Origin of the sequence: Kordia sp. (assembly GCF_050633145.1) — a bacterium.
Lineage (GTDB): Bacteria > Bacteroidota > Bacteroidia > Flavobacteriales > Flavobacteriaceae > Kordia.
In genome coordinates this window covers 1-11,754 of the sequence record NZ_JBOEFY010000067.1, presented here as the reverse complement: position 1 = coordinate 11,754, position 11,754 = coordinate 1, and the positions used below count along the sequence as shown (strand labels likewise).

The window sequence follows — 11,754 nt, the reverse complement described above, 5'->3', positions numbered from 1 at the left end:
AATCTGGATTGTCTGTAACAGAAGCACTGTCTGTATTTACAGGAGTAAGACCTCCTAGATAGGCGGAGTTGACTCCATTATTGGCAAGATAGGTAGCCGCATTGTCTGCATTGGGTGCTGTATAATTCTGTGTAGTTTGTGCTTCTATGTTGTCTGGAATTCCGTCGTTGTCGGAATCTAAATCTAATGAGTTTATGATACCATCTAAGTCAGAATCAACATCTGCAATTAATACACTTGCTGCTTGTACCCATAAAGTAAAACTTTCTGTGTTGCCAATTTCATCTGAGAATGCACCTGAGGAAAATCTAATTCTTTGTACTCCTGTAGATGGAATCCAATGGAAACCAGCACCACCCACTCCACAAACATGAACGATATTTTGATGCAACCCAGTTCCACTAGTAGAACTACACGTTGCGTTAACAGTAAGCGCACTTGCTTGATTTCCTGTCCAATCATCATTAATTGCATTGTCTGCTGTACCTTGATGTAATGTTGTATTGGTTGTAATTCTTGAAAGTAAGGAAGCATTGGAAGTCGTAACATCTAAATTTCCACCAGAATGCGATATTCTAATACTCGCAGCATCCGTTAATGTCGCTAAAATAGAAGGAGATAAAATTCCTCTTGAAGCATTTGTAAGTGCTGTTCCTTGTGGAAGGTTTCCTGAACCATTCCCAAAATCGATAGCGATTTGCACATATCCACTGTCATCTACATAGGTAGAAAAAGTATTTCCATTTAAATTAAAGAAATAAACTCCGGCATTAGTTACATTTCTTGCTTGACCCAATGATGTAAACGGATTATTAGAAGTGCCACGAAGGTTTTCAACCTCATCTAATACCCCATCATTATCATCATCAAGGTCACAAATGTCGGTTACCCCATCACCATCGGTATCAAGATTGTCAGAAATAGAGGCATCACATTCGTCGTTGCTATTGTCTCTAAAATCTAAGTCAACTCCTAAAGGTGCTGCATCTGTACCGTTTGCATTGGTATCATTGTCTGAATCTGCTAGTAAAAAGTTAGTACCATCGTGAGAGAGTCCATTAACATCTGTATAATCGTCTACAGATTCTATGGCAGCATCGTTGTCTAATCCGTTGGTTCCCACAGTTCCATCTGTATCTCCGTCATTGTCACCATCGTTATTGGCAAGCCCAGATTCTGCAATATCAAAGACACCATCTTCATCAGAGTCTAGGTCTAAATAATCTGGATTGTCTGTAACAGAAGCACTGTCTGTATTTACAGGAATTAAACCTACACTAGCGGTTGCAGAAGCATCTGTAGTATTTGTATCATAGATATCATTTAAACCATCATTATCGTTATCAGTAAAAGTACCTGGAGCAATATAGTTTTGAGTGGTTTGTGCTTCAATATTGTCTGGAATTCCGTCATTGTCAGAATCTAAATCTAAATAATCAAGAACACCATCAGCATCGGTATCCAAGCAAGTTGTAACTTGTGTAAAATTGGAAATGGACATTCTCTGTGCCTGACCTAAACCAGTTCCTTGAACACCAATTACAATTTTTGTAACCTGATTGAACTCAAAGGCAGTATCAGCAGAATTATTGTTATTATGCCATACTACAAAAGGTACTGTAGAAACTATTGTACTTCCAGCGCCAGGAATAATATTATCATAGGGTGTAATAAATGTTACATTCTCATTGCCAGCTAAGTTACTTCTGCATCGTAAAACTACATCAACTGCCTCAGAAAAGTTATAGGTAATTTGTGAGGTTCCTGATAGATTATCGGTAGCATAATCAAACTGTAATCTATCTCCTCCATTTAGTGGGTTTAATCCTGGTATATCCCCTCCTGTTGTAACAAAATCATAGGTGATCACAAACGGTTCGTCTCCACAAGCACCTGCAATTTCAGCTAAAATACCTGACGAAGTTCCTGTATTTGTAGTAGGCGTTACATTGGAATAATCTACATCTGTGCTTGTTGTTACTGTAGTAGTAACGTAGCCTTCATTAGCATCTAAAATTCCATCATTATCATCGTCAAGGTCACAAACATTATTTATTCCATCGGCATCTGGATCGTTTATAGTTGGTGTACCAGTCGTTGCTTCATCCGTACATATATTTATTACATTAAGTACAGCACATTGGATTTCCTGACCACATGGATTATTAATGTGCTCAGTTACTACACAATACTGCTGACCGTCTAAAGCTGGTGTTGCCGTAATTGTAAGTGAAGGGCCCGTTTCTCCAGCAATGATTGTGCCTCCGGCATTAGGATCTCCTAGGTACCATTGGTATCTAACATTATTAGAATTATCAGCAGTATACTGAGGAACCCCTGCTAAGTAACTACTGGCAACTTCAGCATTATAAAAAGTATTAAAAGTAACTGGATTCCCTTCATTTGCCGTTTGATCTTCAACGGGTACAGACAACGAAACAAGAGCTGCCGATAGCATGCGATTATTAGCAAATTGACCAAATATTTCATTTCCATTAGTAATTCCACCCGTGGCGGCAATAGGAATACCGTTGGTATTTACCACAATTCCTAAGTTGTCTGAGCTCCCTCCATTACTACCACCCACTAAAGTAGATGTTGTGGCAAGGGAAGAATCAGCTTCTGTCGCATCCGGACAACCATCATTGTCTGAATCTGTATCTAGATATTCTGGAATACCATCATTATCAAGATCCTGACATACTAAAGAATCTGAAAGAATCTGAACTTCTACCAATTCAATCCTTCCTCCAATGCGATTGGTCATTTCAAATTGTAGAAACTGAGTACTTTGACTTAACTTAAAATACAATAAGTTGGGAGTCGATGCTGAAGGGTAATTTAATTCAACTTGATTATCTCCACCTTCAGAAATAAACGATCCCGCAGGTACTTCTGATATTTCAACATCCAAATTATTTTGGCTTCCCCCATGCGGATATATAAAAAATCGAATTGTTTTTCCTGTGGGGAAAACACTACCAAGATCTATGACTACGTAATCCCCATCAGAATTAAATACTACTCCACTATTTGGATTCAAGACCCCATCACTTATGAAAGTCAATAGGCCTTGCGTTCCAATATTATCTATTACAGTTAAATCTCCAGGGTTAGATTCGACTGTTCGTGTACATTCTTCCTCATCAATAACTCCATCATTATCATCATCTATATCACAAATGTCGGTAACTCCATCACCATCGGTATCTAAATTAGATGAAATAGCGGCATTACATTCATCATTGCTATTGTCTCTAAAATCTAGGTCAACTCCTAAAGGTGCAGCATCTGTACCGTTTGCATTGGTGTCATTGTCTGAATCTGCTAGTAAAAAGTTAGTACCATCGTGCGAAAGTCCATTCACATCTGTATAATCGTCTGCGCTTTCTATGGTAGCGTCGTTGTCTAATCCGTTGGTTCCTACCGTTCCATCGGTATCTCCATCATTGTCACTATCATTGTTAGCTAAACCAGATTCTGCGATATCGAAAATGCCATCTTCATCAGAATCTAAATCTAAGTAATCAGGATCGGTATCTGCAGGACTATCTGTATTTACAGGAGTAAGACCTCCTAGATAGGCAGAGTTCACTCCATTATTCGCAAGATAGGTAGCAGCATTGTCTGCATTGGGTGCTGTATAATCCTGTGTTGTTTGTGCTTCTATATTGTCTGGAATACCGTCGTTGTCGGAGTCAAGATCGAGATGATCAAAAACACCATCACCATCGGTATCACTAGTCACTTCAGGAGTAGTTGTACAGGTAGTTGTAATGGTTGCTTCTATCCATTCTGTTCTTCCATTAGTTCTGGCTGTCATATCTATTTGAATATATCGGGTGGCATTTGCCAAGGTATAGGTATAGGAACTGGTTCCGTTAATATTTACTTGTGTTGTGACTTGATTGGTTCCTCCCGAAGGCAAGTAAGTACCTCCTGGTGTTTCCGAGTTCACAACAGTTCTTGTAGCTGTGCTATTTCCCCAAATATCTAATGTAATGACAGACATGGGTTCATATACCTGACCTAAATCAATTACAAAATGATGCGCAGTATTGTTCATGACGACTCCATCATCTGCTGTAGCAACTCCATCATTGATGGCTACAAAATTAGTTCCAGCACTTATATTAGACTCTGCTTGTATGACACTTGAAACAGCTTGCGTCGTATTTGTACAAGACGTGCCTCCCGCTACATAACCTTCAACAGTATCTAAAATTCCATCATTATCATCGTCTAAGTCTGTAATATCTGGTACTCCATCATTATCATTATCTGTAAAATCTGAAGCATCATCTGTATTATTTGAAGTATCTGGATCCGTTTCATCTGCAGAAACTGTTGCTTCATTTGTAAAGTTCCCTACATTATCAATAGTTGCAGTAACCGTGAGTGTTACACTAGCTCCATTGGCAAGCGTTCCTATATTACAACCAGGAAAACCTGTACAACCTCCACCACCTCCTACAACTCCCGTAATGGTAATATTGGTTGGGTTATCTGTTACAGTAACATTATTGGCCGTATCTGGGCCATTGTTGGTAACAACAATGTCATAGGTTACGGTATCTCCTGGAGAATAAGGGCTGGTATCATTGAGTGTTTTAGTAAGAGAAAGATCTGCGGGCCCACTACAAGAAGTAGGTGCTGTGCCTGCATTTTCACTATAGGTACAGCCCGTATCAGCAGAAAAGGTAGCTGTTAAATTAATGGCGCCACCATCTGCGGGAAGCGTAACGTTTGTAAAGGTATGTGAAGTAGCAGAACCTAAGCTACTCACTGCAACACTTGCGGTACCGTCACCTGTTACATCTAATGTTCCCGATGCTGGAGGAATTGCATAATCCACTGTGACATCAGCTGTAAAAAAATCATCACTTGGATTGTTTGGAGTACCATTGTTATTACAAGATGAGATGTTACTTAAAGAAATATCGGAAATAGTACAAACTTCAACAAGTACTATATCGTCTACAAAATGATAAGTACTTGTACAATCAAATCCAGAACTAACCGTTGCTGTAGCATAGATACCCAAAGTAAAAGTTCCTGAAGTAGCCACATTGAAAGAAAGATTTGGTCTAGCCCATACATTTTGGGTTGCAAGCGTAGGAGCTGTAGCAACTACAGTTCCATTCAAGCTTATTTCTAATATTGTGTCTGAACATATAGAACCAAAGAAGGTGTCTACAAGATGATCAAATGATAAGTTATAGTTTCCAGCTGCTAAAAAAATATCCTGAGAAATTCCTTCAATTTGTCCAATAAACGAAGTGCCTCTAAAACCATAATAACAACCTCCATCTGGAGAAGGTCCATGGGATATTGTCTGAATATCAAATGCACGGTGTGTTTCTGTAGAACGATCAGGAGAGCTTATTTTAGACCAATTATCTGGAGCATCATTGTGTTGAGTATCAGCACCACTACAATTTGCGCCAGTGCTGTTTAATCCTGGGTTGGTAATTAAATTTTGACTATGCCCTAAAAATGAGATGCCAAAACAGAATAGTATTGTACAGCACCATTTGACAAAGGAGAAAGTTATTGAATACTTATTTTTTGATACGGAAGGTAGAGTAGTTTTTTCCATAAGAGTTTATTTGGAATATGTTTATAATCTATTAGTTAAATACATGCAGAATATTTTCATTTTTACCCGATCCATCATTATTGTTGCTTAAAAGAATAGTATCCATCTTGTCATTTTCATCTGAGGTTTGCGTTTAAACTTCATTTAAAAATGCAGTGTATAGTATCATTGCTATAATGTTGATATTTGTCTTATTATTTTTAAAAGGCAATTAACCTCAATAGACAGATATACACTATATATGGTAGTGTTCACTCTAAATGTTGAAATAGGAATTAGGGGCTGTTTTACACAAAGATCAATGAATAATTATGAGTTGTGAGCACGCATTATTTTATAGGTAGTTATCGTTTTTTTATCGGTTACAACAATACTTTTATCGGTTACAACCATATTCTCACACATTAACAGTTTCTGGGCTTCTGATATTTTTTTGTTTGATAATAGATGTGTAAATACTTAGAAGATATTTTTTTAGGAATCTAGGACGGATCGTTTTTCTTATTGAATTCACTTACATATAAAAAGTTTAAACGAGTTCATTATTTTACAATCAAGAAAATAATTTTATATATTATAAGAGATTTTAAATCCTTACTTTTAAAACATCTAAAACAATTTTATAGATGTAACTTATTAACTTAAAAAGGTGTTTTTTATATGATTCACATTGCAGTTATTGATGATACGCAAGAAGATTTAGAGTATATAGCGTCTTTATTAGAGAGTTCTTTTTCTGATATAAGTCCAGTTTTTTATAGTGATCCCGAAAAAGCTATTCATGAGTTAAATTGGTCTAAAATTGACTTGTTAATCTTAGATATTAATATGCCAAACATCAATGGATTTGATCTTTTAGAGCGCATAAAAAAGTATTCTTTTGAAGTTATATTTTCTACAGCTGAGGAACAATATGCATTAAAATCCTATTCTTATTTTGCTTTAGGATACTTGCTTAAACCGTATACCGAATATGATTTTATTGCTTTTATTTCGAAAGCTTTACACCGCATAAAACATCGTCAAAACACAGTTGCAAATCCTCAAGTCAGCAAGGTAATTCCAATAGCAACTACTGAGTGTGTATTTATGATTTCTGTAGACGAAATTGTACGTGTAGAAAGTGTTAATAATTATGCGAAATTTCATCTTGCTGACGGAAACGCACATTTGAGTTCTCATGGTTTAACTTATTATAAAAATGCTTTTGATTCGCCTACTTTTTTTCGAGTTCATAAATCTCATGTAGTCAACACTTCTTTTGTAGAAAAATATTATTTAGATGGTACTTTGGTTCTAAAAAATACAGATAGAGTTCCTGTATCTAGAAGGCGAAGAGAAGCTTTTTTATCTCATTTTAAAGCTACTAAATAAGGCGCTCTTTATATGGTATTTGTAATTTTACTTCTGTTCCATTTTCTGGAGTAGACACTTTTTGAATGGTCATTTTATATAGCTGCGTCTTGTGCATAGAATTCCAGATATTTATTCTTTCTTTTAAAATGGCTATTGCTTGCGATGTTTTGTTTTTTTGCGCAGCTTTGTCGTCATAACCTATTCCATTATCTTTGACTACAATCAATACATATTTTTCTTTTTTTTGAAATAGTATATTAATTTTTGGGTCTTTTTTATTTTTTGGGAAAGCATGCTTAATACTATTTTCTACAATAGGCTGTATAATCATTGACGGAATTTCTATTTTTTCTTCATCAAAATTAAAAGGCTCTTGAAAAGTACATTCTATTTTATGAGGTATCAATTTGTTTTCAAAATCAATAAAGTTTCTGATATACGTTACTACTTTTTTTACAGAATTATGCTCGTCTCTGCCAGAATCTATAGTATCTCGCATAAGTTGTGATAAATTTATGATGTACTCATTTAAGTCCTTTTTAGTACGTTCTTTACGAATGATGGAGTTTAATGCATTAAAAATGAAATGCGGATTCATCTGTGCTCTTAACACATTGATTTGATTGTGCTGAAATTTTAATTTTTGTTTTAGTTCATGCTGTTTCTTTTTATGATATAAAACGAGAAAGAAGAATAAAATAGATATAGAAACCAGAATAAACCATGTTTTTTTGTATACAATTTGTTCTACAATAATTGAATATTTTAATGTATTGGTAAACCCTTTACTATTAACACCTCTAATTTCTATAGAATGATTTCCTGGTGCCAATCCTTGAATATAAATTTCCCTTTTATCTCCAATGTCTATCCATTCACTATTCGATTCTAGAATTCTATACTGAAAATCTGAAGAATTTATATCCATCAAACGATCAACAGCTACTTTTAATTTTAAGTAATTATGTGCATAACTAATTTTAAAGTTTTTTATGTTTTTTATGTTTGAAGTTTTTATAACCTTCCTTTTCTCTTTTTTATCAAAATAACTTGCTTCTACCAAAACAATAGTGCTTCTTATTTCATTTGTAGCGATTCTTTTGGCATTGATTTTTAACATTCCTTTGGTGGTTCCAAAAAATAAGATGCTGTCATTTAATTTTAAAAATGATTTCTTATTAAATTCATTACTGTTGTCTTCACTTCTATTGTTATGTATTGTATGCTTTCCTGTGAGTTTATTTATTCGGATAATACCTTTGTAGGTACTTAGGTATAAATATTCTTTATCAGAAAGAATTCCAGCAATTTTATTGCGAAGGCTATTTGCAAAAGTATATGTTTGGCTTTTTAGCGTATTGATATTAATTTTTTGCAATCCACCTTCAGTTCCTACCCAAATATTCTCATCATCAGAATATACGACTAAAACATTATTATGAATTAGAGGAAATTGATCATCCCCGTTTTTAAAATGTACAATTTTTCCAGTCTCTAAATTTTTTCTTATCAAGCCTTCATTTTCAGACAAACCTACCCACAGATCTTTTTTTTGACTGTCATAGTATATGTCATTTACTTGTTTTTTAGTAAGACCACATATTTCTTTTTGAAGTTGCTGTTTAGAATTAATTCTACGATTTTTCCAATCATAACATTGCAATCCAAGACTCGTTGCTACTAACAAGATATTTTCATCTAATTTCTCAATATCTAAAATATCATACCTATTCATCTTATTACCTTTAGAATTAATAGGAATTGCAATGTATGTGTTTGTTTTTAAGTCAATTTCATAGACTATCGAAGAATGTCCGTAAGCCAAAATTGTTTGTTCATTGATCTTATAAAACCCATAAATAACATTTGGTATGGACTTATTAGTTTTCTCATTTTTAAATACGACTTCTTTAAAAACATTTTCTTTCTCATCTAGTATAAACCATCCGTTATAAGTAGTCATAAGAATCTTTCCAAAATTCACCTCTGCAATGGCTCTACAACTTACATCATATATGTTTTTTCTTTGGGTTGAAAAATATGAGAAGTTTTCAAATAATAAGGAGTTTCTTTTTATGATCTTCATCTTATAAATTTGAAACGCATACATTATATTTTCTTTAAAAAAAATGTTCCTTGGACTAGTTTTAAAACGAAGTTCCATTTTTTTAATTACACCATCTTTAGTAAATTGAAAAAGTTTTAGCACTCTCGATTTGAGACATGCAAATGTTGGTTTTCCTTCATAATAAGTTATAAGATCGTCAGTTATAGCTCCAAAAGGATATTTATATATTGGCAGTTCACATATTTGCAAACCTTGCTTTGGAAGATATGTGTAGGTATATTCTTTTCCTTCTAAGTTAAATTTACCAGATTTGTTTTTTGGAAACATTATACCATTTTCACTAAGGTGATTTAAGATATTCTCTTTATGTTTAATTTTAAAAATTTCAACTAATTTGCCTTTGCCATACTCATAATATGTGTTCTCTTTTTTAATGATTAAAGTTCCGTTACTTCTAGCAATTTCTATCGTAAGTTTTACTTTTTCAATAGTTTGGTATGGAAAGTTCTCAATTTTATGAATTTTTAATTCTTTATTTTTTGTATAACACAGTATTTTATCTCCATCAACTCCTAACCATATATTTCCTTTTGAATCTTGAATGAAATTATCATGTCGCTTGAGTCCAAACTCTTCACTTAAATAAATCCATTTTATTTTCTGCTGCTGCTTATCAAACAAAAAAACTCCTTTTAGATGTAATCCAATAATCTCACTTGAATCAACTTCCTTTAAAAAACAATTTTCAATTTCAATATTTTTAGGATGGTCTAAGTCATACATCAGTTTATGATTCCCGACTTTTTTAAATAGTTTATTGTTCTTGGTATACCACAGAGAATTATTTGAGTCTACGAGAAATTTAGAATAAAAAATAGGTGATCCATTCTGATCAGTTATAGGAATACTGCTCTCAATATATTTTTGTGAATTTGCACAAAATATTACACAAAATATTAATATTAACGATAAATAGTTTTTCAAGAGGACGGTAGGAGTATTTAATTTATTAAATCTACAAAATAGTAAATAGATTAGATCGCTATCTTTCAATAATAGCGATAAACAGAAAAAAAACTAGATATTGAGTTCTTTTTGAAAGAATAAAGCTATTTTTTTATGTAAAAAATCACATTTTAGTGAAGGTGTTTTTGTTTTTTAGATCATTATAACTTAAAAAGTTAGCTGTTTAACGATCTATAGGAGTAATAAAAAAATCAAACACAAATGGCTACTCTCCAAGTGGCACATTTGATAATAACGATATAGATTAATGTTTTTTTAAACAATACACTCTAAAAATATATTTATTTTATTATGAGTAGACTGATATTTTAATTAAATAACTTAGATCTATAATAAGTTAACTTTCAAATATGTAATTGTCATAATAATTTTTAAAGCCATTTTTTTCTTTATCGCCAGTAAGTGTCCACAATAAAATTGGAATATCTTTTTTTGATAAACGCGTAAAGTATTTAGAACTCAATAATTTTTTATCAATTGCAAGAAAGTCAATTGAATTCTTTTCATTCATTAAAAAATGATTGAAAAAATGTAGATAGTTATATCTTGAAACTAAATAGCCTGTAGAGTATTTTGTATGGGCTTTTAGCCATCGTACTGTAAATGGATTGAAAGATTGAAGTGCTACATATCCATTGTATTCTTTAAGCATGGTAACGAGTGTTTTTTCTAACTCTTTATGTATAGAATAGTTTTTTATATCTATTAAAATCGGAACTTCTCCTTTTACCAATTCTAAAACTTCTCTCAATGTAGGAATAGTATATTGAGTATTAAAAATACTTATCTCCTTTAAATCACTATAAACTAAGGTTTCTGTTCTAATTTTTTTATTGCATGAACGAATTAAATTGGTGTCATGAAAAACAACTAGTGTCCCATCTTTGATAATTTGTATATCTAGTTCTATAGGGTATTTTTTTTCTATTGCTTTCTCAAAAGCTACCAATGTATTTTCTGGTATTGACGTATTTCCGTCGTGTAGTCCACGATGCGCAATAGGCTTATTTAGTATTTCTTTCATTGTAAAAATTCATTGAGCCAACAAAACGATTAAACTGAAGTTTTGAATATTTCTTGTTATATACTAACATAAAAACCCTCAATGCAATATTTGGGCAATACGATTGAGGGGCTTACCAGATTGAATAGATTAAGCAACTGAATCTATTTTTATAAAAAGAACTCTTATTAAAAAGTCCATCTTATAGATGATTATATCAAACTAACGAAATGATATAACTGTTTAAAGTTAAAATTTTGAAACACTTATGAATCAGAAAGTCAATAAACAGTTCATTTTATTCGTTTAAAAGGTTTGATTAATTATGTGTAGATGAGTTTTAGCATCACACCGAAAATTTTAAGGAGATACCAGCAATAGTTTGCAACAATTAGCAACAGCATATAATGCTACAGAATGCCAATTATGCTTTTACAATAATAGCCTAAGTAATAATATATAATTAGAAATAAGAATTCCTTTATCTATTACCTTTAACAATCAACTAAAGTTTTCTTCCGCTTTTTAATTAACTTATTTCTATTAGTAATTCACTACTGAATACTAAAATGAATACGGCTTGCATAAAAAAATACTACACTAAAAATCAATTTATTACAGCTTTAATCCTGAGTTAATTACTCACCTTTTTTGTATAATCTAATTTTGAGTTTTAGAACTTATCTCTTCAAAGTAAAGTGA

General features: G+C 32.8%; 4 protein-coding genes. 1 reads left to right on the top strand and 3 read right to left on the bottom strand.

What is annotated here, in order from left to right; translation table 11 throughout:
• Positions 1-5,599 (bottom strand): DUF7507 domain-containing protein (locus ACRBBL_RS23950; RefSeq protein WP_431371628.1); only part of this gene is annotated, 5,599 nt, incomplete at its 3' end.
• Positions 5,600-6,259: 660 nt separating this feature from the next.
• On the opposite strand from ACRBBL_RS23950, the gene ACRBBL_RS23945 reads away from it, so the two are divergent.
• The gene (locus tag ACRBBL_RS23945) at positions 6,260-6,973 is read left to right on the top strand and encodes a LytR/AlgR family response regulator transcription factor (RefSeq protein ID WP_431371627.1); all 714 of its coding nucleotides are present in this window, start codon (positions 6,260-6,262) and stop codon (positions 6,971-6,973) included.
• Here the strand turns inward: ACRBBL_RS23945 and ACRBBL_RS23940 are convergent.
• Complete coding sequence (locus ACRBBL_RS23940) at positions 6,966-9,806, bottom strand: histidine kinase (RefSeq protein WP_431371626.1); 2,841 nt, start codon at positions 9,804-9,806, stop codon at positions 6,966-6,968. The two genes, ACRBBL_RS23945 and ACRBBL_RS23940, sit on opposite strands and share 8 nt — an antisense overlap.
• 580 nt (positions 9,807-10,386) lie before the next feature.
• Entirely contained in the window at positions 10,387-11,073 is a 687-nt protein-coding gene (locus ACRBBL_RS23935; protein WP_431371625.1) for a glycerophosphodiester phosphodiesterase family protein, read from the bottom strand.
• Positions 11,074-11,754 lie beyond the last annotated feature (681 nt).